The 24,659-nt window shown below is 69.3% G+C and carries 30 protein-coding genes and 1 riboswitch; of the genes, 18 read left to right on the plus strand and 12 right to left on the minus strand.

All coding sequences use genetic code 11. The features are described 5' to 3' along the window. Nucleotides 1-76 precede the first annotated feature (76 nt). The gene (locus ACIBG5_RS42585; RefSeq protein WP_396397808.1) at nt 77-685 is read right to left on the minus strand and encodes a serine/threonine-protein kinase; all 609 of its coding nucleotides are present in this window, start codon (nt 683-685) and stop codon (nt 77-79) included. Nucleotides 686-856: 171 nt separating this feature from the next. Then, a riboswitch (FMN riboswitch) is annotated at nt 857-990 on the plus strand. 157 nt (nt 991-1,147) lie between these two features. Between ACIBG5_RS42585 and ribD the strand changes: the two genes are divergently transcribed. The 5 genes from ribD to ribH are packed head-to-tail and all read left to right on the plus strand — an operon-like array spanning nt 1,148 to nt 5,172. Continuing rightward, nucleotides 1,148-2,185, plus strand: coding sequence for a bifunctional diaminohydroxyphosphoribosylaminopyrimidine deaminase/5-amino-6-(5-phosphoribosylamino)uracil reductase RibD (gene ribD / locus ACIBG5_RS42590; RefSeq protein WP_396397809.1), 1,038 nt, complete (start codon nt 1,148-1,150; stop codon nt 2,183-2,185). Next, entirely contained in the window at nt 2,186-2,791 is a 606-nt protein-coding gene (locus ACIBG5_RS42595; protein ID WP_396397810.1) for a riboflavin synthase, read from the plus strand. It begins immediately after the preceding gene. Further along, nucleotides 2,788-3,462 carry a nicotinamide riboside transporter PnuC gene (gene pnuC, locus ACIBG5_RS42600; RefSeq protein WP_396397811.1) on the plus strand — a complete coding sequence of 225 codons (675 nt, stop codon included), beginning with the start codon at nt 2,788-2,790 and terminating at the stop codon, nt 3,460-3,462. The genes ACIBG5_RS42595 and pnuC overlap by 4 nt, the downstream gene beginning before the upstream one ends. Before the next feature lies 1 nt (nt 3,463). Beyond that, a complete protein-coding gene (locus tag ACIBG5_RS42605; protein WP_396397812.1) occupies nt 3,464-4,702 on the plus strand; it encodes a bifunctional 3,4-dihydroxy-2-butanone-4-phosphate synthase/GTP cyclohydrolase II in 1,239 nt (412 codons plus the stop codon). Next, nucleotides 4,702-5,172 carry a 6,7-dimethyl-8-ribityllumazine synthase gene (gene ribH / locus ACIBG5_RS42610; RefSeq protein ID WP_396397813.1) on the plus strand — a complete coding sequence of 157 codons (471 nt, stop codon included), beginning with the start codon at nt 4,702-4,704 and terminating at the stop codon, nt 5,170-5,172. Before ACIBG5_RS42605 ends, ribH begins: the two co-directional genes overlap by 1 nt. Nucleotides 5,173-5,220: 48 nt before the next feature. Here ribH and ACIBG5_RS42615 read toward each other — a convergent pair whose 3' ends face one another. Then, nucleotides 5,221-6,183 (minus strand): hypothetical protein, encoded by a 963-nt coding sequence (locus ACIBG5_RS42615; protein WP_396397814.1) that lies wholly within the window; start codon nt 6,181-6,183, stop codon nt 5,221-5,223. A gap of 61 nt (nt 6,184-6,244) precedes the next feature. Between ACIBG5_RS42615 and ACIBG5_RS42620 the strand changes: the two genes are divergently transcribed. Continuing rightward, a complete protein-coding gene (locus tag ACIBG5_RS42620; RefSeq protein ID WP_396397815.1) occupies nt 6,245-7,213 on the plus strand; it encodes a helix-turn-helix transcriptional regulator in 969 nt (322 codons plus the stop codon). On the opposite strand, the gene ACIBG5_RS42625 is transcribed toward ACIBG5_RS42620, so the two are convergent. Further along, nucleotides 7,201-7,701, minus strand: a complete 501-nt coding sequence (locus ACIBG5_RS42625) for a MarR family transcriptional regulator (RefSeq protein WP_396397816.1) — start codon at nt 7,699-7,701, stop codon at nt 7,201-7,203. The genes ACIBG5_RS42620 and ACIBG5_RS42625 overlap by 13 nt on opposite strands. A 62-nt stretch (nt 7,702-7,763) precedes the next feature. Between ACIBG5_RS42625 and ACIBG5_RS42630 the strand changes: the two genes are divergently transcribed. Together ACIBG5_RS42630 and ACIBG5_RS42635 are read left to right on the plus strand one after the other, a co-directional pair. Next, entirely contained in the window at nt 7,764-8,402 is a 639-nt protein-coding gene (locus tag ACIBG5_RS42630; RefSeq protein WP_396397817.1) for an NAD(P)-dependent oxidoreductase, read from the plus strand. Then, entirely contained in the window at nt 8,402-8,893 is a 492-nt protein-coding gene (locus ACIBG5_RS42635; protein ID WP_396397818.1) for an anthrone oxygenase family protein, read from the plus strand. The genes ACIBG5_RS42630 and ACIBG5_RS42635 overlap by 1 nt, the downstream gene beginning before the upstream one ends. A 709-nt stretch (nt 8,894-9,602) precedes the next feature. Here the strand turns inward: ACIBG5_RS42635 and ACIBG5_RS42640 are convergent. Next, complete coding sequence (locus ACIBG5_RS42640; protein ID WP_396397819.1) at nt 9,603-10,565, minus strand: P1 family peptidase; 963 nt, start codon at nt 10,563-10,565, stop codon at nt 9,603-9,605. A gap of 18 nt (nt 10,566-10,583) precedes the next feature. On the opposite strand from ACIBG5_RS42640, the gene ACIBG5_RS42645 reads away from it, so the two are divergent. Then, the gene (locus ACIBG5_RS42645; protein ID WP_396397820.1) at nt 10,584-11,273 is read left to right on the plus strand and encodes an MBL fold metallo-hydrolase; all 690 of its coding nucleotides are present in this window, start codon (nt 10,584-10,586) and stop codon (nt 11,271-11,273) included. Here ACIBG5_RS42645 and ACIBG5_RS42650 read toward each other — a convergent pair. Beyond that, nucleotides 11,259-11,642, minus strand: coding sequence for a VOC family protein (locus ACIBG5_RS42650; protein ID WP_396397821.1), 384 nt, complete (start codon nt 11,640-11,642; stop codon nt 11,259-11,261). The two genes, ACIBG5_RS42645 and ACIBG5_RS42650, sit on opposite strands and share 15 nt — an antisense overlap. A 93-nt stretch (nt 11,643-11,735) precedes the next feature. Between ACIBG5_RS42650 and ACIBG5_RS42655 the strand changes: the two genes are divergently transcribed. The 3 genes from ACIBG5_RS42655 to ACIBG5_RS42665 are packed head-to-tail and all read left to right on the plus strand — an operon-like array spanning nt 11,736 to nt 13,371. Beyond that, on the plus strand, nt 11,736-11,999 hold the full coding sequence (locus ACIBG5_RS42655; RefSeq protein ID WP_131516128.1) for a phosphoribosyl-ATP diphosphatase: 264 nt from the start codon (nt 11,736-11,738) through the stop codon (nt 11,997-11,999). A gap of 45 nt (nt 12,000-12,044) precedes the next feature. After that, the gene (gene hisG, locus ACIBG5_RS42660) at nt 12,045-12,893 is read left to right on the plus strand and encodes an ATP phosphoribosyltransferase (RefSeq protein ID WP_396397822.1); all 849 of its coding nucleotides are present in this window, start codon (nt 12,045-12,047) and stop codon (nt 12,891-12,893) included. Between the two features lie 13 nt (nt 12,894-12,906). Beyond that, the gene (locus ACIBG5_RS42665) at nt 12,907-13,371 is read left to right on the plus strand and encodes a PH domain-containing protein (RefSeq protein ID WP_396397823.1); all 465 of its coding nucleotides are present in this window, start codon (nt 12,907-12,909) and stop codon (nt 13,369-13,371) included. Here ACIBG5_RS42665 and ACIBG5_RS42670 read toward each other — a convergent pair. Continuing rightward, on the minus strand, nt 13,349-14,242 hold the full coding sequence (locus ACIBG5_RS42670) for an aldose 1-epimerase family protein (RefSeq protein WP_396397824.1): 894 nt from the start codon (nt 14,240-14,242) through the stop codon (nt 13,349-13,351). The genes ACIBG5_RS42665 and ACIBG5_RS42670 overlap by 23 nt on opposite strands. Nucleotides 14,243-14,335: 93 nt before the next feature. Here ACIBG5_RS42670 and ACIBG5_RS42675 point away from each other — a divergent pair, with 93 nt between their 5' ends. From ACIBG5_RS42675 to ACIBG5_RS42690, 4 genes are read left to right on the plus strand one after another with little or no spacing between them, the layout of a single operon-like run. Continuing rightward, a complete protein-coding gene (locus ACIBG5_RS42675; RefSeq protein WP_396397825.1) occupies nt 14,336-14,680 on the plus strand; it encodes a YciI family protein in 345 nt (114 codons plus the stop codon). Between the two features lie 2 nt (nt 14,681-14,682). After that, nucleotides 14,683-15,927 carry an RNA polymerase sigma factor gene (locus ACIBG5_RS42680; protein WP_396397826.1) on the plus strand — a complete coding sequence of 415 codons (1,245 nt, stop codon included), beginning with the start codon at nt 14,683-14,685 and terminating at the stop codon, nt 15,925-15,927. Continuing rightward, a complete protein-coding gene (locus tag ACIBG5_RS42685) occupies nt 15,924-16,370 on the plus strand; it encodes a group II truncated hemoglobin (RefSeq protein ID WP_396397827.1) in 447 nt (148 codons plus the stop codon). The genes ACIBG5_RS42680 and ACIBG5_RS42685 overlap by 4 nt, the downstream gene beginning before the upstream one ends. Next, nucleotides 16,367-17,176 (plus strand): class I SAM-dependent methyltransferase, encoded by an 810-nt coding sequence (locus ACIBG5_RS42690; RefSeq protein WP_396397828.1) that lies wholly within the window; start codon nt 16,367-16,369, stop codon nt 17,174-17,176. Before ACIBG5_RS42685 ends, ACIBG5_RS42690 begins: the two co-directional genes overlap by 4 nt. Here ACIBG5_RS42690 and ACIBG5_RS42695 read toward each other — a convergent pair. Beyond that, a complete protein-coding gene (locus ACIBG5_RS42695; RefSeq protein WP_396397829.1) occupies nt 17,127-17,798 on the minus strand; it encodes a uridine kinase in 672 nt (223 codons plus the stop codon). The two genes, ACIBG5_RS42690 and ACIBG5_RS42695, sit on opposite strands and share 50 nt — an antisense overlap. Next, complete coding sequence (locus tag ACIBG5_RS42700) at nt 17,785-18,288, minus strand: hypothetical protein (RefSeq protein ID WP_360444204.1); 504 nt, start codon at nt 18,286-18,288, stop codon at nt 17,785-17,787. The genes ACIBG5_RS42695 and ACIBG5_RS42700 overlap by 14 nt, the downstream gene beginning before the upstream one ends. 191 nt (nt 18,289-18,479) lie before the next feature. On the opposite strand from ACIBG5_RS42700, the gene ACIBG5_RS42705 reads away from it, so the two are divergent. Beyond that, entirely contained in the window at nt 18,480-18,977 is a 498-nt protein-coding gene (locus tag ACIBG5_RS42705) for an SseB family protein (RefSeq protein WP_360444201.1), read from the plus strand. Here ACIBG5_RS42705 and ACIBG5_RS42710 read toward each other — a convergent pair. The 3 genes from ACIBG5_RS42710 to ACIBG5_RS42720 are packed head-to-tail and all read right to left on the minus strand — an operon-like array spanning nt 18,963 to nt 22,611. Beyond that, a complete protein-coding gene (locus ACIBG5_RS42710; RefSeq protein ID WP_396397830.1) occupies nt 18,963-21,437 on the minus strand; it encodes an FtsX-like permease family protein in 2,475 nt (824 codons plus the stop codon). The two genes, ACIBG5_RS42705 and ACIBG5_RS42710, sit on opposite strands and share 15 nt — an antisense overlap. After that, nucleotides 21,434-22,189: an ABC transporter ATP-binding protein gene (locus ACIBG5_RS42715; protein WP_396397831.1), complete on the minus strand. Its 756-nt coding sequence runs from the start codon at nt 22,187-22,189 to the stop codon at nt 21,434-21,436. The genes ACIBG5_RS42710 and ACIBG5_RS42715 overlap by 4 nt, the downstream gene beginning before the upstream one ends. Continuing rightward, nucleotides 22,186-22,611 (minus strand): DUF1707 domain-containing protein, encoded by a 426-nt coding sequence (locus ACIBG5_RS42720; RefSeq protein ID WP_396397832.1) that lies wholly within the window; start codon nt 22,609-22,611, stop codon nt 22,186-22,188. The genes ACIBG5_RS42715 and ACIBG5_RS42720 overlap by 4 nt, the downstream gene beginning before the upstream one ends. A 156-nt stretch (nt 22,612-22,767) precedes the next feature. On the opposite strand from ACIBG5_RS42720, the gene ACIBG5_RS42725 reads away from it, so the two are divergent. Further along, the gene (locus ACIBG5_RS42725; protein WP_396397833.1) at nt 22,768-23,484 is read left to right on the plus strand and encodes a TetR/AcrR family transcriptional regulator; all 717 of its coding nucleotides are present in this window, start codon (nt 22,768-22,770) and stop codon (nt 23,482-23,484) included. Here the strand turns inward: ACIBG5_RS42725 and ACIBG5_RS42730 are convergent. After that, nucleotides 23,481-24,650: a glycosyl hydrolase gene (locus ACIBG5_RS42730; protein ID WP_396397834.1), complete on the minus strand. Its 1,170-nt coding sequence runs from the start codon at nt 24,648-24,650 to the stop codon at nt 23,481-23,483. The two genes, ACIBG5_RS42725 and ACIBG5_RS42730, sit on opposite strands and share 4 nt — an antisense overlap. Nucleotides 24,651-24,659: the final 9 nt, after the last annotated feature.

Here is a 24,659-nt window from a genome sequence, read left to right on the forward strand (position 1 = left end):
GGCTCGACTTCTACAACAATCAACGCCGACACACCGCACTCGGCGGCCTCCCGCCAACCAGCCGACTGTCACCAACCTAGTGACCGAGTACATCTAGGGCTACGGCTCCGATGGTGTAGAGGTCTTGGCGGGGGTCGGGGTCGGCGCCGGCTAGTTGTTCGGGGGCGAGGTATCCGGGGGTGCCGAGGATTGTGCTGGTGCGGCTCATGCGTGGTTCGCCGATCAGGCCGGCGACGCCGAAGTCGGACAGGCGCAGGTGGGGGCGGCCGGTTCCGGTCACGTCGAGCAGGAGGTTCGCCGGCTTCAGGTCGCGATGGACGACGCCTGCTGCATGGACTGCGGACAGGCCGTGCAGGAGTTGGTCGAGCAGTACGGCGACGTACGACGCTGGGAGCGGACCGTGGTCGCCGAGGAGGGTGGCGACAGAGCCGCCGCGGACCAGATCCATCGCGAACACGACCTTGTCGTCGTCAGCTGCCCATCCGTGCGGCGCGACCACGTGGGGGTGCTGGATCCGCACGGACTGTTCCCGGACGAAGCGCAGGAGGGAGGCCGCGTCGTGCTGCCCGAGGACTTTGGCGGCGACGTACGCCGACCGCCTCAGATCCCACGCTCGCCAGACCGACCCCATCCCGCCGGTCCCGATCAGGTCGATCAGCCGATACCGCCCAGCAAACGCCTCCACCGGCAAGAAGGTACAGGGTCCGGGGGACCGCCCCGCCGGACACGAACGCCCCGAATCCGCCCAGGATCGGTGGTGGGAAGGACCGGTCGGTGGGTGGGAATGACCGGGATGTGACCTGGGTCGTGGTGCGGGTTGGTGGGGAGGGCATACTTGAAGCACGAGTGAACCCACTCGCGTGCTCCGGGGTCGGTGTAATTCCGAGCCGGCGGTGACAGTCCGCGACCCGGCCGCTGCGGTTTGGCGGTCGGTTGACCTGGTGGAATTCCGGGACCGACGGTGAAAGTCCGGATGGGAGGCGCACGCGATCGGCGGGAGAGCTCCGGCGTTCGGACGGCGCGGCATGTGGGTGATGAGCCTGCGTGAACGCGTGGCCTCGATCCTCTGAGGACCGGCCGGACGGCGGGGATTGCCGCGCCGGTTGTCATGGCCCCGGAGTGCGTCCGTGACGACGAGGGACCGTGAGTGAACAACGCTTCGCCGATCGATGTTGCCTGGATGCGGCGTGCGATCGAGCTGGCCGCACGCGGCATCGGCACCACCCATCCCAACCCGGTGGTCGGCTGTGTCATCACCGGCCCCGACGGCCATCCGGTCGGTGAGGGCTTCCATGCCGTTGCCGGTGGCCCGCACGCCGAGGTCGAAGCCCTCCGGATGGCCGGATCGGCGGCCCGCGGCGGTACGGCGTACGTGACGCTGGAGCCCTGCAATCACACCGGCCGGACCGGGCCGTGTGCGGACGCCCTGATCGCGGCCGGGATCACCCGCGTCGTGTACGCCGTCGCGGACCCGAACAGGCAGGCGTCCGGAGGCGCCGAGAAGCTCCGGCGCAAGAACATCACCGTCCAGCAAGGCGTACTGCAAGCCGAGGCTGAGGCAGTCAACCAGGTCTGGCTGCACAGCGTCCGGACCGGACGGCCGTTCGTCACCTGGAAGTTCGCGACAACCCTGGACGGGCGGTCGGCCGCACCGGACGGGACCAGCCGGTGGATCACCGGTCCGCTGGCCCGGGCCGACGTACACCGCAAGCGGGCCGAGTGCGACGCGATTGCTGTCGGCACCCAGACCGTGCTCGACGACGACCCGGAGCTGACCGTTCGCGACGAGAACGACGTACCGGCCGGGCGGCAGCCGCTGCGCGTCGTCGTCGGCGACCGCGAGATCCCGACGACCGCACGAGTTCGCAACGACCGCGCCGAGACCCTGCTGCTGCCGACGCATGATCCGGCCGAGGTACTCCGCCAGCTCGACGATCGGCAGATCCGGCACCTCTGGCTCGAGGGCGGGCCGACCCTGGCCGCCGCCTTCCTGCGCGCGCAACTCGTCGACCAGCTCGTCGCGTACGTCGCCCCGGCCGTGCTCGGCTCGGGGTTCGCCGCGATCGGCGACCTCGGCGCGGAATCGATCCACCACCTGCGGCGGTTCAAGCTAGCGGACGTCACTCGCCTCGGCGACGACGTCCGGTTGATCCTGACGCCGCTCGAACCGCAAAGGACGCACTGAATGTTCACCGGAATCGTCGAGGAACTCGGCACCGTCGAGGCGCTCGACCTGCTCGAAGGTGACGCCGCCCGGCTCACCATCCGCGGCCCCAAGGTGACCGGGGACGCCGGCCACGGCGACTCGATCGCGGTCAACGGCTGTTGCCTGACCGTGGTCGCGACCGGCGAGGGCACCTTCACCGCCGACGTGATGCGCGAGACCCTGCAGCGCACCAGCCTCGGCCAGGCTGCCAAGGGTTCGCAGGTCAACCTGGAGCGGGCGGTGTCCGCGCACGACCGGCTCGGCGGCCACATCGTGCAGGGCCACGTCGATGGGGTCGGCACGATCGCGAGCCGTACGCCGGCCGAGCACTGGGAGGAAGTCCGGGTCGCGGCCGCGCCGGAGATTCTCAAGTACGTCGCCGAGAAGGGCTCGATCGCGGTCGACGGCGTCTCGCTGACCGTCACCGATGTGGACGACGAGACCGGCACGTTCGGCATCAGCCTGATCCCGACCACGCTCGAGCTGACCGTGCTGGGCCGGAACAAGGTTGGCGACACGGTCAACCTCGAAGTCGACGTGATCGCGAAGTACGTGGAACGACTACTTGCTGGAGGCACCAAGTGAACCCGCTCGACTGGCTGCTGCACGAGCAGGTGACGATCGCCGGCTCCCCGGTACTGATCCGGGAGATCGTCGGCAACGGGTTCGGCCTGGCCAGCGCCCTGTACGGCATGCGCCGGATGGTCTCGGCCTGGCCGGTCGGCATCGTCGGCAACGTTCTGCTGTTCACGGTCTTCGTCGGCGGCGTGTTCGACACGCCGCAGGACAAGGACCTGTGGGGCCAGGCCGGCCGCCAGGTGTTCTTCGCCCTGGTCAGCCTCTACGGCTGGTACCGCTGGTACCAGACCCGTCACCAAGGCGCCGCGACGGGAGTCCAGCCGCGCTGGGCCACCGCCCGGGAGCGGATGGAGCTGCTCGGCATCGGCGTCGTCCTCTACGCGATCGCGTACGTCGTCCTGCGCGAGCTGGGCTCGTGGGGACCGCAGTGGGACGCGTGGATCCTGACCGGTTCGATCCTGGCGACGTACGGGATGGCGCGTGGCTTCGTCGAGTTCTGGCTGATCTGGATCGCCGTCGACGTGGTCGGCGTACCGCTGCTCGTGCAGTCGAAGTTCTACCCGTCGGCCACCATGTACGTCGTCTACGGGCTTTTCTGCATCGTCGGATTCGCGTCCTGGTGGAAGATCCAGAACAAGGAGCGCGCTGTGACTCCAGAACCTGTGGTGGTGGGCTGACATGGGCACCGTGCTGAAGCTCGACACGATCGAGCATGCGATCGAGGAGGTCCGCGCCGGCCGTCCGGTGATCGTCGTCGACGACGAGGACCGTGAGAACGAAGGCGATCTGATCTTCGCCGCGTCGAAGGCGACGCCGGAGCTGCTGGCGTTCCTGATCCGGTACAGCTCCGGCGTGGTCTGCGTGCCGATGGAGGGCGAGGAGCTCGACCGGCTCGGCATCCCACTGATGACCCCGCACAACCGTGAGCGGATGCGGACGGCGTACACGATCTCGGTCGATGCCCGCGACGGCATCAGCACCGGGATCTCGGCCGCGGACCGGGCCCGGACGATCCGGGTGCTGACCGACTCCGCGTCCGAGCCGTACGACCTGGTCCAGCCGGGACACGTGTTCCCGCTGCGTGGCCGTGATGGCGGCGTACTGGTCCGGCCGGGGCACACAGAGGCCTCGATCGACCTGGCCCGGTTGGCCGGGCTGACCCCGGCGGCGGTGATCTCGGAGCTGGTGAACGACGACGGCACGATGAAGCGCGGCCCGCAGCTGCGCACGTTCGCCGACGAGCACGGGCTCGTGCTGGTGTCGATCGACGACCTGATCCGGTACAGGCGGCTGAACGAGACCCAGATCCAGCGGGTGGCGACGACTACGCTGCCGACCAGGTACGGGGATTTTGTTGCCCATGGCTACCGGAACACGGTGGACGGGTCTGAGCAGCTGGCGTTGGTGCGCGGTGAGATCGGCGACGGGCCGACTCTGGTGCGGCTGCACTCGGAGTGCCTAACGGGTGATGTGTTCGGCTCGCTGCGGTGTGACTGCGGTCCGCAGCTGGACGAGGCGATGCGGCAGGTCGCGGCCGAGGGTGGCGTCGTGGTGTACCAGCGCGGGCATGAGGGGCGTGGGATCGGGCTGCTGCACAAGCTGCAGGCTTACGAGTTGCAGGACGCGGGCCGGGACACGGTCGACGCGAACCTGGACCTCGGGCTGCCCGCGGACGCACGCGACTACGGCACCGGCGCGCAGATCCTCGCGGATCTCGGCGTCAAGGAAGTCCGGTTGCTGACCAACAACCCGGACAAGCTGGCGGGCGTGCAGGGCTACGGCATCGACGTGGTCGAGCGCCGCGGCATCTCCATCGACCCGACCGAGCACAATCTGCGGTACCTGCGCACCAAACGCGACCGGATGGGCCACCACCTGCCCGGCGGGCTGCTGACCGAAGAGAACGGAGCCGGCTGATGTCGGGCAGTGGAGCACCCTCGATCGAGATCCCCCGGGTGGAGGGCGCCCGGGTGGCGGTCGTCGCCGCCCAATGGCACCCGAAGGTCACTGACGCCCTGGTCGCCGGCGCGGTCCGTGCGCTCGACGATGCCGGCGTGACCGACTACACCGTGGTGCGGGTGCCGGGGTCGTTCGAGCTGCCGGTCGCGTCCCTGCATGCGGCAAAGAACGGGTACGACGCCGTGATCGCTCTGGGCGTGGTGATCCGCGGTGACACCCCGCACTTCGAGTATGTCTGCCAGGCCGCGACCGAGGGGTTGATGCAGGTCGGCGTGACCACGGGCATCCCGGTCGGCTTCGGCGTACTGACCTGCGACAACGACCCACAGGCACTGGACCGCGCCGGCCTCCCCGACAGTCGAGAAGACAAAGGCTACGAAGCCACCCAAGCAGCCCTCTCCACCCTCCTCGCCATCCGCGAGCTGTAGTTGGTTCTTCCCCACGCGTGCTGCGTAGTACGTGTGGGGAAGAAACCTCTACTGGATTCTGGTGTGGTTCATCTTCCAGTTGGGGATCCAGGTTTGGCCGGCGTCGGTCGAGAAGGACTGTTCCCAGGCGGCCTTGTCGACCCCGGGGGTCCAGGTGAAGCGGACGTCGATGGGCTGGCCGTCCCACACGTCCGGGCCTTCGAAGATGCCGGTGCCGTCGGGGCCGAACGCTCCGATGACCGGTGTCTCCAGTTGGCCCCGGAGGCTGTTGATCCAGTGGATCGCCCAGGTCTTTGCCGACGGGTTGTAGATCCGTAGTGTCGCGCCGCGGAAGCCCTCGGTCGGGAACCAACCCTCGTCGAAGCTCACAGCACCGTCGAAGTACGTCGTGACTTCCATCTCCGACTGCATCTCGTACCACTCGGCCGGCTCCCCGAGCGCCGGCTTGCGGCGTCGGTTGTGCATGTCCCACCGGCCGACCAGGAAGTCGAAGTCGCCGGTCAGCTTGGGTACGTCGAGCGGCGGCGGGGGAGTGTCGCGTCGGGTGAAGTCCATGATCCAGTTGGTTTCCCAGGTCTTCCCGCCGTCGTTGGAGTAGGCCTGCTCCCAGTGCGCGGTGGTCTCGGTGATGTCCGACCACTCGTAGCTACACAGGATCGGCTTGCCATCCAGCTCGTCGTCACCGACCAGCCGGCAGCTCGACCCGTCCTCCGACCAGCCGCCGCGCACCGGCGGATACAGCCGCATCGTCCGGCTGTCGACCCACCAGATGCTCCATTCCTTCGCGACCGGGTCGAACAGCCGGACCGAGAGCCCGTACGACCCCTTGGCCGGGAAGCGCATCTCGTCGATGCTGATGGCGCCGTCGAAGTACGTGTGCGCCGTGGTCGTCCCGTCGTACTCCTGCCATTCGTCGCAACCGGCGAAGGCCTGTTTCAGGGTGCGGTGCCGGACGTCGAAGTACCCGTTCAGGAAGTCGAAGTCGCCGGTCACCTTGGTCCAAGTCGTCATGCAGCCAGCGTGGCCGTGAAACCTGACAAACCATGGCAGCCTAAAAGGATAACCTCAGGGCATGCGTTCGAGCCGGCTGCTGTCGATCCTGCTGTTGCTGCAGACCCGCAGGCAGCTGACCGCGCGTGAGCTCGCCGACGAGCTGGAGGTCTCGCTCCGGACCATCTACCGCGACGTCGACGCGCTCGCGGCGGCCGGCGTACCCGTGTATGCCGATCAAGGGCGGGCGGGTGGCTATCGCCTGGTCCAGGGGTACCGGACCCGGCTGACCGGACTGAACGAGCAGGAGGCCGCCGCGCTCTTCCTGGTCGGCCTGCCCGGCGCGGCCGCGGCCCTCGGGCTGACCGAGCAGACGAGCGCCGCCGAACTGAAGCTGCTGGCCGCGCTGGCGCCCGACCAGCGGGACCGGGCCGGGCGGCTGAAGAACCGCTTCCACCTGGATCTGCCCGCGTGGTACCAGGACGCCGAGACATCGCCGTACCTCGCGCAGGTGGCCGATGCCGTGTTGCACGACCGGCGGATCAGGGTGCTCTACCGGCGTTGGGAGGCGCCGCGCGAGGTCGAGCGCGTGCTGGAGCCGTACGGCCTCGTGCTGAAGAACGGCAGCTGGTACGTCGTGTCCGCGACGGCCAACGGGATGCGGACGTATCGGGTGTCGAGCATCCTCGAGCTGACGCCGACCGAGGAGGAGTTCGAACGGTCGGAGGGGTTCGACCTGGCGGGATTCTGGCAGGAGCACCTAGACCAGTTCGATCAGGTTCGGTTCACCGGGCAGGCTGTCGTCCGGGTCTCCGCCCGGCTCGCCGCGAAGATGCACGACGTGTCGTTTCCCCTGCTGGTGAAGGCGGTTGCGGCCGCCGAGCCGGCCGAGGACGGCAGCGTGACCGTCACTGTGCCGATCGAGTCGATCCCCAACGCTGCCGCCGCGTTCTGCCGGTTCGGGAACGCGGTAGAGGTGCTCGAGCCGCCGGAGCTGCGGGCCGAGCTGGCGGCCCTCGCCCACACCTTGCTCGACGTCTACGAGTCCTGACCGGCCAGCTTCTCGGTGGAGGTCCGGCCGGCCTCGGTACTGCGGCGCAGGAAACCGGCGATCACGTCGAGCTCGTCGGAGGAGTAGTCGTCGAGCAGGTCGTCCATCGCGCTGATCATCGGCTGGTAGAGCCGGAAGACCTCGACGCCCCGATCGGGCAGGACCCGGATGGTGATGCTGCGGCGATCGCCGCGGGCCCGGTCGCGAGTGATCCAGCCGCCGCGTTCGAGCCGGTCCAGGATCCCGGTCAGCGTCGCCGGGTGCAGACCCGCCTGCCGTGCCAGCGCGCTCGGCGTCAGCGGGCCGCTGCGAGCCAGTACGTCGAGGCAGTCGAGGTCGACGTCCTTCAGCGCCAGCTTGCCGCCGACCTGGTGGTTCAGCAGGGCGAGCTGGATGCGGAGGTCGCGCAGCGCGGCCTTGATCTCGTTCCCGGCGCGGCGACGGTCGCGTGGATCGTGGCGCGCGTCACCTGATGATGTCTGTTCCATATATTATGATTTCCGTACTATATGAGTTGCAGAGAACATCACGGTAGCGCAGGAGGAGTCGGATGAGGATCACAGTGTTCGGGGCGACGGGTGGGATCGGCGGTCACGTCGTACGTCAGGCGCTCGACGCGGGGCACAAGGTGACGGCGGTGGTTCGGCAGTCGTCGCCGTTCGAATTGGAACACTCGTCGCTGGAGGTGGTCCGCGTGCCGGGCCTGGACGAGGCCGGTCCGTTGCGGGACGCGGTGGACGGGAGCGAGGCGGTCATCTCCGGAGTCGGCCCTCGTGGACGCAAGTCCGGAGCGGTCGCGTCGAGCAGCACGCGGTCGATGCTCGCCGCGATGGCAGCCGCCCAGGTACGCCGTTTCGTCGCGGTGAGCGCGGCGCCACTCGGGCCGATGCCGCCGGACGAGAGCTTCCTGAACCGGCGCGTCGTCCATCCGATGATCAACGCCTTCGCGGCCGACGTGTACGCCGACCTCCGCGTGATGGAGGCCGACATCATGAGCAGCGGCACGGACTGGACGCTCGTCCGCCCGCCCAAGCTGAACAACAAACCTCTGACCGGCACCTACCGCACCGTCGTCGGCGGCTCGGTCACCCGCGGCTACTTCATCTCCCGAGCCGATGTCGCCCACCTGATGCTCGCCGTCCTCGACGACCCGACAACCCTCGATCAGCCGATCGGTGTGGCGTACTGATGTCCCGGTTGATCCGTGGCGCGAGTCTGCTGTTCAGCGGGCTCTTCGCCGGCTTCCTGCTGGGTGTGCTGGTGCTGGAGAACTCGCTGCGGGGTTTCAACGGCTCGGTCTACACGCAGGTACGGCTGGTGGAACTGGACTCCCTGGACACACTCGCTTCGGTGACGTTGATTCCGGCGATCGTGACCACGGTGGTGCTGGCGATCCGGGCCCGGGGCAACGATCGACGAGTGGTGCTGGTGGCGGTCGCGTTGCTGATGCTCGTGTTCGCGACGACGTTGGCGATCAACCTGCCGATCAACGCGGACCAGGCGTCGTGGTCGGTGCAGAATCCACCGGCCGACTGGGCAACCGTCCGCGACCACTGGCAAGTGGCCCACCTGATCCGCACCGTCGCCGCGCTACTCGCCTTCGGCTCGCTGATCGGAGCCACCCTCAGCCACCGAGCCCCCATGAACCACCCGACGCCGGCCATCGTCGTACACACCTGACCCACGACCCGTGGCCGCCCGGTCGCCGCCCGATGTCGGGCCGCGGACACTATCTGGGGACCGCGGACACCATCGGGGGACCGCGGGCAGGAAATACCTTGTCCGCAGTTCCCGGTTCCTGTCCGCGGCCCCACCGCAAAGCCGTCCGAGGGCGAGCCCGGTGCGGCCGGCGCACGGCACCCTGCGATATGAACGGACAACCCCTGGAATTGCTGGTTGTCCGGCAGGAATTCGAGCGAACAACCAGCAGGTCGAGGGGTTATCCGGCTTCCTGCTCGATGGCCGGGTGATCGTCGGCGTGGGTGGGGGTTGAGGGGATGCGGTCGTGCAGTTCGACAGGACGTGTCGACGCGATCCGGCCGGTCTCAGGCGTGAATACCCCAGCCGACCTGGTCCCTGGACCGACACCTCCTGTCGAGCTGTACGCCGGACCCCGCCCGGGGCTCGCTCCCTGTCGTGGCTTCTGCGCTGCCGTGGCGAGCGCGGTGTCGGGGATCGGTTCGTGGATCACGGTTCGCCACCGACGCTGAACCGCGCCTGCATCCACGACTCGACGACCACCTGCCGCTGAGTTGACCCCGACAAGACACAGCCCAAAGCCAGGGCCGCGGCGCGTCACACGTGTCGCCCACACATCAGTCACGAGAGCCGAAATGACCTGTCCGAGGTCCCCGCATGGTGTGTCCGAGGTCCGGCGGGCGGCGAGCTCCTATCCGGCCGCCGCGCGGATGCGGTCGTGGGGGACGGCTTGGGCGGTGTTGCCGCGGTGGCCTTTGGTGGTGCGGGCCATGGTGAGGGAGTTGAGGAGGGCTTCCTCGACCGACTCGGTGACGGCTTGGAACGGGGCGCGGAGATCCTTGTCCTGGTAGCCGGTGGTGGGGTTGGTGGTGAAGGCGATCGCGTAGTCGCCGCTGCCGGGGGCGTAGTCGGAGCCGACGCGGGCGAGAGCGAAGACCGCGCGGCGGGCCAGCCGGCCCAGTTGGCGGGCGTCCAGTGGGAGGTCGGTGGCGACGACGATCATGCACGAGTTGCCGTCGGCATCCACCGGCACAGCCGGAACCGGTCTGCCCAGCACCGTCAGCAGTCCGGAGAAGTTCGACTGGACGATCGCCCCTACCGAACCCTGCTCCATGGTGCGGGACGACGTACCGATGCCGGCTTTGAAGCCGAGGGCTGTGGTGCCGGTGCCGGCTCCCACGCAGCCTTCGGCAGGGAGGTCGGTGGAGGCCGAGTCCAGGGCGGCGTGGACGTGCTCGGGGGTGATCGGGCGGCGACGGATGTCGGAGAGGAAGGCGTCGTTGGTCTCGCCGACGACCGGGTTGAGGCTGGTCGCCTTCGGGTCGCGCTCGATCAGCCAGGTGACGAGCGCGTCGGCGACCCGGAACACACTCAGCGTTCCGGTGAGCAGGATCGGCGTCTCGATTCGGCCCAGCTCATCCACCTGGGTGCTCCCGACGAGCTTGCCGTACCCGTTGCCCACCGCCACAGCCGCGGGCAACCCGTCGGCGTACCCGTCCGGCACGATCGCGGTGACGCCGGTGTTCAGGTCATCGGTGGCGATCGTGGTCTGGCCGACGCGGACGCCGGGTACGTCGGTGATCGCATTGCGCGGGCCGGTCGGCAGCGTGCCGACGACCACGCCGAGGTCGCGGAGTCTCCGGGGAGTTTGCATGCGGCTATCGTCGGCCAGGTGCTCGAACACCTGAACGGCCGGGTCTGGCTGTACCCGCACGATCCCGACCCGGACGCGATCCGCCCGTCGGTCGCGGTGATCGCCGACGACCGGGGCAGCGTCCTGATCGACGCCGGCAACAGCCCGGAACATGCCCGTGAGATCCAGGCAGCGATCGCAGCCGCCGGTCTGCCCGCGCCACGGTGGTTGATCTACACGCACCACCACTGGGACCACACGTGGGGCGCATGCGCCTGGCCGGACGTGACAGTGGTCGCCCACTCGTCCGCGGTGCCGATCCTGACCGCGGAAGCCGAACGCCCATGGAGCCACCGGTACTTGCATGACCAGGTCAAGGCCAACCCGAAACTCGCCCCCAGCTTCCGGGCCCGCGCCCTCGCCGTCCCCGACTGGACCGACTTCCGCATCGTCGTCCCCGACCAGACCTTCGACGACACCCTCACCCTTCCGACGGGCGTCGTACTGCGTCATGTCGGAGGCAACCACGCCCCGGACTCCCTGGTGGCCGTCGACTCCGGGGTCGTACTCATCGGCGACGCCTTCTACCCACCGCCGTACCACCAGCGCACGTCAGAAGACAGCGTCGACTACGCGATGATCAAACAACTCCTGTCCGAGCGGCACGCGTACTACGTGGACGCGCATTCACCCCCACGGACCCTCGAGGCCGCCTCAGTTGCGTTGTAGCGGAGACCTGTCGCCCACGAACCACAAGTGCCCGAACGGATCGACGAACGTCCCCTGGCGGTGCGGTCCCCAGGGCATCTGGTGGTTGCGGACCGGGTCCCGGCTTCCGTCGGCTCCGGCCTCGACGGCACGGTTGATGAAGGTGTCCGGGTCGTCGACGAAGACCTCGATCCGTACCGTCGGCGCACCGGTGCCCTCAGGTGTGTCCCATCCGTTGTTGCCCGGCTCGCCGAGGAAGAAGGCCGCGCCGCCGACCGTGAGGCCGATCACGCTGCCGAGGTTCCACAGCTGCTCGGCTCCGAGGGCCTGGGCGTACCACTCCGCGGCGGCCGGTGCGTCCGAGACCGCCAGCATCACTGAGATCTGCACTCGCTCGTCCATGGCCCAGTAACTCACAGGGCGGGTCCGGTAGGCGGACCTGAGGGGCGGGGAGTGGGAGCGGCCCTCTAGGCTGGGCGCGCGATGAAGAGTTTCGAGGAGCTGTTTGCCGAGCTGGGTGAGAAGGCGCGGACGCGGCCGGAGGGATCCGGGACCGTGGCGGCGCTGGATGCCGGCGTGCATTCGATCGGCAAGAAGCTGGTCGAGGAGGCCGCCGAGTCCTGGATGGCCGCCGAGCACGAGGGCAAGGAGCGGGCCGCGGAGGAGCTGTCCCAGCTGCTCTACCACACCCAGGTGATGATGCACGCGCTCGGCCTGGACCTCGACGACGTGTACCGACATCTGTAGGAACCCCTCCGACAGTCACCGGTTCACTTCAGAAAGGGCAGTCCCATGCTGCGCGTCGCAGTACCCAACAAGGGCTCGCTGAGCGAAGCCGCCACCGAGATCCTCACCGAGGCCGGCTACAGGCAGCGCCGGACCACCAAGGAGCTCTCCCTCACCGACGCGGCCAACGAGGTCGAGTTCTACTACCTGCGCCCCCGCGACATCGCCGTGTACGTCGGCGAGGGCACGCTGGACGTCGGCATCTCCGGCCGTGACCTGGTGCTCGACTCGCACGCCGACGCCGAGGTGATCATGGAGCTCGGCTTCGGCAGCTCCACCTTCCGGTTCGCCGGTCCGCCCGGTGCGGCCGACTCGGTGAAGGACCTGGCCGGTAAGCGGATCGCCACCTCGTACGCCGGGGTGCTGCAGGACCACCTGGCCGAGAACGGCGTCGACGCCGCCGTGGTCCGCCTCGACGGCGCGGTCGAGTCGGCCGTCCAGTTGGGCGTCGCGGACGTGATCGCCGACGTCGTCGAGACGGGTACGACGCTCCGCCAGGCCGGACTCGAGGTCTTCGGCGACCCGATCCTCAAGTCCGAGGCGGTGCTGATCAAGCGGCACGGCGTGGAGACCCCGCCGAACGGCATACAGCAGCTGGTACGCCGCCTGCAGGGCGTCCTGATCGCCCGCAACTACGTGATGATGGACTACGACATCCCGGCCGAGGCGGTCGACGCGGCCACCGCGGTCGCACCGGGTCTGGAGTCGCCGACGGTCTCGCCGCTGCACCGGCAGGGCTGGGTCGCCGTCCGCGTGATGGTCCAGCGGGCCGACGCCCAGCGGCTGATGGACCAGCTGTGGGAGGTGGGCGCGCGTGCCATCCTCACCACGGACATCCACGCCTGCCGGATCTGACCCGGGATCTGACATGGCCGCCGCCGATCGGCTGTTCACGTTCCATCCGCGGATCGTGGCGCTCATGGCCGGCGTGATGGGGCTGTCTCTGATCGCGGTGTTCGGTGTGATCTGGGTCCGGCTGCCGGGTGACGCCCGGGAGTCGTTCAGCTGGTTCCAGCGGCTGACGTTGCTGGCGTTCTTCGGTGCGGTGCTGTGGATCCTCTACCGGATGACGACGCTGCGGGTGACGGCGTACCCGGACAGGCTGCACATCCGCAACGTGTTCAAGTCCTACACGCTGCGCTGGTCCGAGGTGACGGCGCTCCGGTTCCGGCCGGGCGACGCGTGGCTCCAGCTGTTCGATGCCGACAGCAACCGGATCGGCATCCTCGCGGTGCAGGCGGCCGAGGGGCCACGGGCGAGCCGGGCCGCCAAAGAGCTGGCGGCAGTGGCCCGGCAGCACGGCGCCGGGCCTAGACCGATATCCGGAGCGTAGTCGTGTGCGACTCACCGGGCTTCAGCACGACCAGGTCGTGCCCGGTGATGAAGGCGTTCGGCGGGCAGGTCATCGGTTCGACGGCGAGCGCCGTACGCCCGATCGCGTCGCCGGTGTAGAGCTGCAGCCACGGGGTGTCGCTGGTCAGGACGGACTTGTTGCCGGTGCCCGGATCGGTGAGCGTCACCGACCACGAGCCGCCGCCGAGCCCGGTGAAGGCGTTGTCGATGTCGAGCGCGCCGATCACCCGCCCGGTGTGGAAGTCGTACGGCGATCCCTGCACCGGTGACAGCCCGATCGGTGTCAGCTGCTCCGGCGACACCTCGAGCCAGTCGTTCGCGGCGAACTCGAGCACGCATTCGTCGATCGCCCGGCCGACGCTCAGATACGGATGCGTTCCATACCCGTACGGCGCGTCGCTCGCGCCGATGTTGGTCGCGGTGGCGGTCACGGTGAGTCCATCGGCCAGGCGGTAGGCGAGGCGGAGATCGAGCTGGTGCGGGTACCCGGGCTGGCCGTGCAGCCGGTGACCGGCCTCCACGACCGCCTCATCGGTGCCGTCGTCGACGCGCTCCCAGTTGGCCCAGCGGGTGAGCCCGTGGATCGCGTTCTGCCGGGCCGGCTCGGTCAGGTAGAGCTGCTCATCGGCACCCTGGAAGGTGTACTTCCCGTCCGTGATCCGGTTCGGCCACGGGAACAGGTGCTGGCCGATCCCGGCGTGCGCCGGTTCGTCCTCGCCGTACCCGAGCACCACCTGGCGGCCGTCGTACGTGAGCCCGCGGAGACCACCGCCCACGCTCACCACGGTGCCGGCGTACCCGCCGGATCGAAGCGTCCACTGCTCACCGGACGGACATACCTGTGTGGTCATGGACCCATCCTGACAAATTCTCGGGGCGTCCTGTCCATAGGTCGCGCGCCCGTTCGTAGAGATGCTGTACATAGGCTGACAGGAGGTTCCACTGTGAAGTATCTGCTCTTGATCAACGCCGGTGAGCTCGACGTGAGCGGCGGAGTGGTCGGCTGCGAGCCCGAGGACTGGATGCGGTTCGACAAACAGATCCAGGACGCCGGAGTCGTCGTTGCCGCCGAGTCGCTGGCCGATCTGGTCACCGCGACCCGGGTCCAGGTCGCCAACGACGGCCAGCGCACCGTCACCGACGGGCCGTACGCCGAGACCCGTGAGGTGCTCGGTGGGTTCTACGTGATCGACGTACCGGATCTGGACGTGGCGCTGGACTGGGCCGCGAAGTGTCCGGGGTCGCGGGGCGGCGGATCTGTCGTGGTGCGGCCGGTCGCGGAGTTCTGAGGATGGACCAGGTCGAGGAGGTGTTCCGGGAGGAGCGCGGCCGGTTGCTGGCGGCGCTCGCCCGGCGCTTCGGCGACCTCGACCTGGCCGAGGAGGTCACCTCCGAGGCGATCGAAGCGGCGCTGGTGCGGTGGCCGGTCGACGGAGTCCCGCCGAACCCCGGCGGCTGGCTGATGACCACCGCGCGGCGCAAGGCGGTCGACCGGTTGCGACGCGACCAGGTGTACGCCGCCAAGCTCGCCGTACTGCAGGTCGAGGCGGACCGCGCCGACCCGGTCCCGTCTGCGGATGGCGGGCTACCGGATGAGCGGCTCGAGCTGTTCTTCACCTGTGCGCATCCGGCCCTGGCTGCCGAGGACCGCGGTGCGCTGACGCTGCGCTGCCTCGCCGGGCTGAGTACGCCGGAGGTCGCGCGGGCGTTCCTCGTGCCGACCGCGACGATGGCGAAGCGGATCGTCCGGGCGAAGACGAAGATCCGCGAGGCCCGCATCCCGTTCCGGGTGCCAGGCCCGGACGAACTGCCGGAGCGGCTGCCCGGAGTGCTGCAGGTGATCTACTCGGTCTTCACCGAGGGGTACGCCGCCAGCTCCGGCCCGTTCCTGCAACGGCTCGACCTGGCCGAGGAGGCGATCCGGCTGGCCCGGATCCTGCACCGTCTGCTTCCGGCCGAGCGCGAGGTCACCGGCCTGCTCGCCCTCATGCTGCTGGTCCACGCCCGCCGGGACGCGCGCAGCGACCCCGCCGGCGAACTCGTCCTGCTCGAAGACCAGGACCGCAGCCGGTGGGATCGCGAGATGATCGCCGAGGGCAGGGAGTTGGTGGTTGCCGCGCTCACCGGCGGCCCGGCCGGACCGTACGCCGTCCAGGCCGCAATCGCCGCCCTGCACGACGAGGCGGGTGACTTCGCCGGCACGGACTGGCCGCAGATCGTCGCCCTGTACGACGTCCTGATCGCGATCGACCCGTCTCCGGTGGTCGCGCTCAACCGCGCCGCCGCGGTCGCGATGCGCGACGGCGCCGAGGCAGGTCTGGCCCTCCTCGACGAGCTGTCCGACGCGCCACGCTTGCAGAAGTACCACCCCTACGCGCTGGCCCGCGCCGACCTCCTGCACCGGCTCAACCGGTTGCCTGAGGCAATGATTGCGTACAGGCAAGCGCTCGAGCTGGCCGGGTCGGAACCCGAACGGACTCATATCCGTGATCGTCTCGACGACTGTCGGCGGGCAGTGCAAGACTCATCGGCATGACGACGGTCTTCGAGGCTGCGGGTGGGACAGAGGGAATTCTCCGGCTGGCGCACGCTTGGCATGAGCGAGTGATGGCGGACGAGGTCGTGAGCCACGCGTTCAGTCACGGGTTCCGCCCGGATCACACCGAGCGGCTGGCGGCGTACTGGAGCGAGGCGCTGGGCGGGCCGGCGTCGTACTCCGGGATCTACGGCGACGAGACGTCGGTGGTCCGGATCCACAGCGGGAACGGCGAGCACGACGAGATGAACCGCCGGGCGGTCGACTGCTTCGACGAGGCGCTGCGCGATGCCGGTCTCGCCGGGGACGATCGCCTGCGCGGGGTGCTGCACGACTACTTCGCGTGGGCGACCTGGAACACGATGTATCACCACTCCACCGACGAAGTGGCCGAAGGCATGAGCATTCCGCGCTGGTCCTGGGACGGCCTGGAGGGGCCGTGACCGACCGCCTCGCGAGGATCGCCCGGGGCTGGGACGAGGCAGCCGCCGGCTACGAGGTGTACTTCGTTCCGCGCTTCGCGCCTTGGGTGAGGACGGCGGTCGACGCGGTGGGCGACGTACCCGACGGCCCGATCCTCGTGCCGTGCTGCGGCACGTTCCCCGAGCTCGACCTGCTCGCCCCACGCTTTCCCGGGCGGAGGATCGTCGGCATCGACCTGTCGGCGGGGATGGTGCGGCTGGCGCGCGAACGCGCGGCCCGGCTGCCGGACGCCGACGTCGAGCTCGTCCAGGGTGACGCCGCGACTCTCGATCCGCGCTGGTTGGGCTTCTGTGCAGCCGTCGTTTCGGTCTTCGGCCTGCAGCAACTGCCGGATCCGCGATCCGCTATCGCCTCGTGGTACGACGCACTTCGCCCGGGCGGCCGCCTGTGCGTCGTCTACTGGCCCGATGTCGCTGAGGAAACCGGGCCGTTCGCCCTCCTGGACTCGGTCGTCGGAGACAACGCCGGACGTCCCTGGGAAGACGAACTCGTCCCGGCGCTCGCCGGCGCGGAGATCGAGCGCGACGAGATGGTCTCCCACCCGATGACCCACCCGGACGCGGCGACGTACTTCGATGCGGTTCACCGCGCCGGGCCGCTGCGCGCACTCGCGCTGGCGCACGGCGACGACTACATGGCGGAGCTACGGATGCAGTACCTCGAGCGAGCACCCGTGGGTGAGTGGACCCACCATCCCAGCGCCCGGCTGATCGTGGTCAGGAGGCCGCCGAGTCGTGCGGCGGGAGTGCCACCGACTTCGGGATGATCTCCAGCGCCGGGTCGTGCGGGACAGCCGGGTCGCCGTCGACGATGACGTGCGCGCGGGAACGGGTCTCCTGGTCGGCGAAATGATCGCGCTCCCAGCGCATCCAGTCCAGCCAGTGGTCGCGCAGGGCCTCGCCGTCACGGGCGATGCCACGGTCCAGCCGGACCTCGTTCGAGGTCTCGACCCACAACCGCAGCGACTGCCAGCGGTCGGCGTCGCGGTCGCACGAGGTGACGCCCTCGACCACGAGCAGTTCGACCGTGACCGGTACGACGTGGAGTTCGGCGTACGCACCGAGGTCCCAGTCGTAGCGGCGGTACCGGCCCTCGCGGCCGTCGGCGATCCGCTGCAGTACGTGGTCGCGGAGCAGGCCGAACCCGCGGACGGCTCCGGTCCAGCCGTCGTACAGGTCGTCCATGTGGATGATGCCGGTGCGCAGCCCGCGGGCCTCGGCCCGGGCCTGGATCTTCGCGGCGAGGCCGGTCTTGCCGGAGCCGGCCGGTCCGTCGATGCCGATCAGCCGGGTCCGGCCGAGCCGGGGTGGTGCGGCCTGGACGTTGTCCAGCAGAGCGTCGATGGTCAGGGGGGTCCCGTGGTCAACGGGGTGGTCAGTTGATTCCATGGCGCTTCAGGATGTCCTCGATCTCGTCGAACTCCGACGATTCCTGCTGCTTCGCCTTCGACCCCTTGGCCGGCTTGGCAGCTTTGGCGGGAGCGGCCGACGCGGGTGCGGGACCCGTGGCGGTCAGCTCACCCGCGGGCGAGGCGGGCTTCTTCTCGGCCTTGGGTGCCTTGACTGTGTCGCCACGCCGGCCCTTGGCCACGCCGGAGACGACGTACAGCACGACCGAGACGCCGAACAGCGCGACCCCGGACCACACCGTGGGGGAGAAGATCAGGTGCGTGACCCAGCTGACGGTCGACCGGACCACGTCCCAGACGAGCTCCAGCAGGCCGGTCAGGTAGAGCGACACCGGCAACAGGGACCAGGCCACTCCACGCGTCCCGGCCGCCGCCCCGCGGCGCCGCCAGGCGGTCCACGAGCCGATCAGGCCGAGCAGGGTCAGGCCCACACAGAACGGCAGCAGCGTCAGATCGTTGAAGTCAGGCACATACCCAGGCTCGCACAGTCCGGCGCGGAACCAAGAGGGGAAGAGCCCTGACACCACCCTGAAACCCCGCTCCGGACCCCCAGCACTCACCAACTGCGGTGCCACCGCCCTCGGCACGCTCAAATGGGCGTCGCGGGCCCTGGTCCGGCCCGGTTGATGAGTGGTGGAGGTCCGGCGGGGACAATGACGGGGTGCAGCCTCCGAAACGCCGACTGGCCTTCACCGGGTTCGACAACGACGACGGGTCGGCCGACCCCGCGCTGGCTCGTGCGCTCGCGGAGCGTGACCATGGTGCGACCCTGGCGGCGCTGACCAGGGCACGGCTGCTGGTGCCCGTGGTGGCGATGCTCGGAGAGGTCGAGTACGACGAGAACGGGCTGGCACACGACAAGACCTCGGACATGGCGGTTGCGCTGCTGCAGGGACAGGACGGTCGCAACGCACTGCTCGCCTTCACAGGCACCGAGAGCCTGACCCGCTGGAGCCCGGACGCCCGGCCGATGCCCGCGCAGGCCCAACTGGTCGCGACCGCGGCGATCCAGGAAGGGGCCGCCGCGATCGTCCTCGACATCGCCGGTCCCGCGACCGGAGTGATCGAGACCGACGACGTACGGCGCTTGGCCGCCGGCCTCCAGGTGGTACGCCTGGAAGACGGCGGCTTCGCATGGATCGAATCAGCCAACGGCTGAGCTGAGCGCATCCATAGGCTTCGACCTGAGCGCGATCCGGCCGGTGATCGCGGTGGTCGGCAGCACCAGTAGGAGGACCACGGCCACCCAGGCGAGCAGGATCCAGGCCGGACCGGACGGGATCGGCCAGCCGCGGGTCGCGACCGCGATCGGTAGCACGGTGAACGCCGCCGCGATGAGCCCGAGGACGAGACCGAGTGCCGCGATCACGAGACCCTCGAGGGTCAGCATCCGGCCCACCTGCCGCCGGGTCGAGCCGGTCAGCCGTTGCAGCCCGAACTCCCGCCGGCGGTCCAGGACCGCGACCGCGATCGTGTTGATCGACGCGATCGCCGTGTAGGCGACGGCGATCCCGGCCAGCAGGTACCCGATCCAGGCGTCGACCCCGAGGCCGGCGTCGTACCCGGAGGCCAGCAGATCCCGGCCGCCGACGCTCGATCCCGGCCACTCCGACAGGACCATCGACTTCATCGTGGCCTCCTGGTCGTGAGTCTTGAGGAGCAGCTGGCTGGGGAGTCCGGTCGTGGTGTGCGAGGCCAGCAGTGCGGCGGGCAGCAGGATCGACTCGTAGCCGGACGGGCCCTTAGCGAGGGCGACCACCTTGAGCTTCACCAGAGCGTCGTCGCCCAGGCGCACCCCGATCTCCGATCCCACGTCGACCTTCAGCTTCTTCGCCGTACCGGGCGGCAGCGCCACGGTGTCGCCGGTCAGGTCGTCGAGCGAACCCTTCGTGACCTCTCCCTTGTAGACCGGTCCGCTCAGGCCGAGCAGCGGCCAGGCATCACTGGTGTGCGAGGTGTCGTACGGCTCCTCGATCCAGCCCTTGCTGCGGACCAGTTCGGACACCGCGGTGACACCGGGCAGGGACCGCGCACTGTCGGTCAGCGAGGCGGGGATCCCACCGGACGTGCTGGTCACGACGACATCCGCGGCCAGGTTGTCCGTGTACGCCTCGACGGCCGCCTTCTGCTGGGTGGTCTGCGCGTAGATGTTGCCGAGAGCAATGGTCGTGGCGATCGTGATCGGGATCAGGATCGCGGCGAACTGGACGGCCCGGACCCGCAGGTTGATCACCGCGAGAACTCCGCTGGTCCCGCGCTTCTCGATCAGCGCGGTGAGCCGTGGCACGAGTGCCCGCTGGATCACCAGTGGTGCAAGGATCGCGACCGCGATGGATCCGGTCAGACCCGCCGGCCCGCCGATCGCCGCAGCGTTGGTGGGACTCATGAAGAGCGTGGACATCGCGATCGACACCGTCGCTCCCGCGAACACCGCGCCGATGATCAACCGGACGCGTCCCAGTGCGACCTCCGGTACGGCGGCCTCTGCCAGCGCCTGGATCGGCCGGATCCGAGCTGCGCGTCCGGCGGCGAAGCCGACCGTGATCCGCAGTACGGCGAAGGTCAGCAGAGCCGCACCCGCGAACGGCAGCGGGCCTTGGTCGAACCGCAGTTGCGACGGCACGATCCCGCCATCGGCCAGCATCCCGAAGATCCAGTCACCGGCGAACCGGCCGCAGAGCAGTCCGAGGACCAGACCGATCACCCCGACCACCATCGTCTCGGCGATCACCATCTTGCCGACCTGCCGCGGCGTTGCGCCGCTGGCCCGCAGCAGTGCGAGTTCGCGCCGGCGTTGCCGGACCGACAGCCCGATCGTGGCCGAGATCACGAGTGCCATCACCACGGCCACCATCCCACCGAAGACGCCGGACATGATGATCAGCGGAAGACTGGTCGCGATCCCGCTGTACTCCGCGACGCCCCGGTCGTCTCCGGCATACGCTCGTACGCCGTCGGGGAGTTCGAGGCGCTTGGCCAGATCACGCGCCGAGGTCCCATCCGCAGGGAACACACCGATCGCGTCGACTCCAGGGGCCAGTTGGGCCGCGTCCGCATCGGCGAAGAACACCGACGGTACGTCGACCTGACGTTGAGCGGCCGCGATTCCGGCCAGGGTGAAGGTCTGTGGCCGGCCGTTGACGGTCACGCTGATCCGGTCGCCGGGCTTGGACGTGCCGGCCAGGCGTTGATCGAGCACGACCTGACCCGTGTGCGGCGCCTGACCCGCGGTCAGTTGGTACGGCGTCAGGGCCGCGGACGCCCAACCATGTCCGGTGAGTGCATCCGCGCCGGGAGTGATCACGGCCGGGAACGAGCGATCCGCGATCGCCTGCGCGACTCCCGGCGTACCGGCGAGCTTGTCCGCCAGGTCGGCGTCGACGCGGTGGCGCTCGGGGAACGCGGCCGAGCCGGAACCGTTGGGCGGGTGGTACGCCGGGTCGCCGGTGACGACGACGGGCGCGGCGGCGAGGCGCTGGGGCGGTGCGTTGAGCCGGAGGCCGGTCTCGAGCAGGCCGCCGGCCGCGCTGAGCAGGGCACCGCCGAGCAAGACGGCGACGAGGATGGCGAGGAAGGCAGCGGTCCGGTACCGCAGGGTGGTGATGGCGAGGCGGATCATGATTCAGGTCTCCGACGGTGAGTAGCGGCTGGCGCTGAGCTGGGCGAGCTCCGCGGCGACGGCCTCTGCGGTGGGGTGGACGTCTCCGAGACGATCCGACCGTCGACCAGGAAGACGACACGGTCGGCGTACGACGCCGCGACCGGGTCGTGGGTGACCATCACGACGGTCTGCCCGAGTGTGCGGGCCTGGTCGCGGAGCAGTGCGAGGACGTCGAGTGCGGTGACCGTGTCCAGCGCGCCGGTCGGCTCGTCCGCGAATGTGATCGCGGCGCGTCCGGCCAGTGCTCTGGCGATCGCGACTCGCTGCTGCTGACCACCGGACAGCTCGCTCGGCCGGTGCCGGGTGCGGTCACCGAGTCCGACCCGCCGGATCACCTCGGACACCCATGCCTCGTCCGGCGACTTCCCGGCCAGCATGAGCGGCAGTACGACGTTCTGCCGGACGGTGAGGGCCGGCATCAGGTTGAAGGACTGGAAGACGAAGGCCACGTGCTCGCGCCGCAGCTCGGTAAGGGCGGTCTCGTCCAGGCCGCGCAAGGATCGTCCGGTCAGATGTACATCGCCGGACGTCGGAGCGTCGAGGCCGGCGGCGCAGTGCAGCAGCGTGCTCTTGCCGGAGCCGGACGGGCCCATCACCGCGGTGAAGGTGCCGGCCTCGAAGCCGTAGGTGACACCGCCCAGCGCGGTGACCGCGCCGGGACCGGTGCCGTACACCTTGCGGACATCGGTGAGCTGGACCGGGGCGCTCATCGGGTGACCAGCACATCGGTCTTGCGGTAGTAGGACTCGTTGGTCCACCACGCGACGGCGACGACCAGGCCAAGGCCGATGTCCGACCACAGCCACCACGGCCAGTCGAAGTGACCGAAGGCCGCCAGTACGACCCAGATCACGAACTGTACGACGCAGGTGAGCAGCCAGACGGCGCTGACCGCTCGCAGCGCGACGGTGAGACCGCGGGGCGGGAGCGCGTCGGCGATGCCGTCGAAGACCTGGTGGAGGTCGCCGCGAGTGCGGGCCTCGAGCAACAGGTCCTGCCGGTCGCCGGCCTGCGGCGGGGTCAAGGTGCCCTTCCGGACGGCTCGGTCGAGCTTGGCGACGGCCGTACGGCGGTCGTTGTCGCTCAGGTCGACCTGGTCCGGCAGCAGCAGCGGTTCGAGCATGGTGTTCATCGGAGGATTCCTTTCGAGGGTTGTCCTGACGGGGTTGTCTGGACGTCAAACAGCGTATGGGTTGAACAGTTTTGTCCGCCCGGTGCTCAGGACCCGTTTCAGGGGTGGTGCTAGCACCCCTCTGGGCCGGGGCCGTGATGCGCGAAGATGGAGGGCATGACCGAGGACCGCGGGGAGTTGCCGCCGGGGCTCGCCCTGTCCTGGGGCGTGCAGCCGGTGCAGCGGCGCGGGCCGAAGCCGGCGTTGTCGGTCGAGCAGATCGTGGCGACCGGGATCGAGTTCGGCGACAGTCACGGGTTCGAGGCGGTGTCGCTACAGCGGATCGCGGCCCGGCTCGGCGTCAGTACGAACGCGATGTACCGCTACGTGCGGTCGAAGGACGAGCTGATCGTGCTGGTCCAGGACAAGGCTGTCGGCCCGCCGCCCCAGCTGCCGTCCGGCTGGCGGGAGGCCGCGACCGCGTGGGTCACCGCGCAGGTCGAGCTGTACGCCGAACGCCCCTGGCTGCTCGACATCCCGATCCGCGGCGCGCCCGTGACGCCGAACGTCATGCGCTGGATGGAGGCGATGCTCCAAGCCCTCGACGGCACTGGACTCAGTCAGCACGACATGCTCGGCTGCTTGATGCTCCTGGACGGATTCGCCCGCAACTACGGCGTTCTGGCCCGGCAGCTCGGGGCTGCCGTGGACACGCCCGTCCAGGCCGAGCAGGTCGGCGAGTTCCTGGTCCCGCGGCTGATGGAGGGTGGCTACCCGATGCTGACCGCGCTCTACACCAATCAGGAGTACGAGGACGGCCTCGACGACGACCTGGAGTTCGGGCTGACCCGGATCCTGGACGGGATCGAGGTCCTGATCAACCGCGAGTCCTAAGGCAGGGCGATCCGGATCGGACCGTCGGCGCGCGCGGCGACCCACTGCCGGTGGAACTCGCTGCCGGGGGCAACTTCCGGACGACGGTGCGGCTCCGTGCGCAGGTTGGCCGGTGCGGTGAGCGTGTTCGTCGCCGGTTGCGCCCGTACGCCGTTCGCCCGTACCTCGGCGATCAGGTCCGCCAGGGCCTGTGCGGCCGGCTTCCGCTGGTGGTCGACGCTGAACAGACCCAGGTCGTACTCGCGGTCCGGGAAGTCGAGCAGCCTGCGGTCGATGTCGTGTGAGGACCACCAGGTCACGCCCCACAGCGCCGGGTTCTGGATGACCAGTTCGACCGTCCGCCGGGTGAACTCGGCCTGAAGGTCCACGGGGATGTCCGGCCCGGGTACGCCGATCTCCTGCAGCCACACGGGTCGTCGCGGATCGAGCGAGGTCGCCGCGGCCAACTCGACCAGGTAGTCCGCGTGGCTGAGTGTGGCCGGCCCGAGGGGACCGTCCACTCGTGAGACCCCGTTGAAAACCCACGAGTGGACAGTGCTCAGGTCACCCAGCTCCACGACATCAACGGGGTGGAACGGGTGGTCGGCCTTGTACCAGGCGTCGTCGAAGACCGAGTGCAGCGCGAGTACGTCGGGTGCCGCCTTCTTCAGCGTGGTCAGCAGGTCCTGCGCCCAGCCGGTCGAGGTCTCCGCTGTGGTCGCGCTGTCCGGCCAGAGATTGTTGACCTCGTTCCCGAGCGTGATCGCGAAGACGTTCGGCCGGGTCGCGACCGCGCGGGCGACGGTGTCGACGTACGTCGTCAGGCCGTCGCGGACCGCGGGATCGGAGAACAGGCTGGTCCTGTGCCAGGTCAGGACCCATGACGGGAGGAAGTCGAAGCTGGACAGGTGGCCCTGGATCAGGTCGACCGCCGCGGTCAGCCCGTGCTCGGCGGCGGCGTCGATCGTGTCCAGGAGATCCTCGATCGCCTGCTCACGGATGATCGCCCGGTTCGGCTGGATCCACGGCCAGACCGGGAACACCCGGACATGGTCCAGCCCGATCCCGGCCAGATCCGCGAAGTCCCGCCGTACCGCGTCGCCGTCGTAGTCGAGCCAGCTGTAGAACCACCCGGCCGACGGAACGTGGTTCGCGCCGAACCGGGGCGTGACGGGATCCGAGAGCATGCCGAGGAT

Origin of the sequence: Kribbella sp. NPDC050241, assembly GCF_044459685.1 — a bacterium.
Taxonomy (GTDB): Bacteria; Actinomycetota; Actinomycetes; order Propionibacteriales; family Kribbellaceae; genus Kribbella.